Annotated in this window: 1 protein-coding gene; it reads left to right on the top strand. The window is 57.4% G+C overall.

All coding sequences use genetic code 11. The annotated features are described in order from the left end of the window. The first annotated feature begins 88 nt into the window (after nucleotides 1–88). The gene (locus EN852_RS39710; protein ID WP_127230577.1) at nucleotides 89–274 is read left to right on the top strand and encodes a DUF3606 domain-containing protein; all 186 of its coding nucleotides are present in this window, start codon (nucleotides 89–91) and stop codon (nucleotides 272–274) included. Nucleotides 275–289 lie beyond the last annotated feature (15 nt).

The following is a 289-nucleotide window of genomic DNA, read 5'->3' on the forward strand; positions in this document are numbered from 1 at the left end:
CACCATCGGCGCCTTATTCAGCAATCGCTGAATAAGCAACAAGGAACATTCGAAGGCAATCGCTGTTTCTTCTGACAGGAGGAACCGCATGGCAGACGACGAAACCAAGCGCGATTTTCGGGACCGCGACCGAGTGTCCGCAGACGAGGATTACGAGGTTGAATACTTCGCTCAGAAGGTCGGGTTGACGGCCCAGCAGGTTCGCGAACTGATCGCCAAGCACGGCAACGACCGGGAGACGCTTGAGCGCGCGGCAAGGAAGCTTCGGGGATGACGAGGCTTTCCGAAC

This window comes from Mesorhizobium sp. M2E.F.Ca.ET.209.01.1.1, assembly GCF_004010375.2.
Classification (GTDB): domain Bacteria; phylum Pseudomonadota; class Alphaproteobacteria; order Rhizobiales; family Rhizobiaceae; genus Mesorhizobium.

Coding starts and splice junctions, on each gene's coding strand:
- EN852_RS39710 (WP_127230577.1), top strand. CDS start 89: ATGGCAGACGACGAAACCAAGCGCGATTTTCGGGACCGCGACCGAGTG.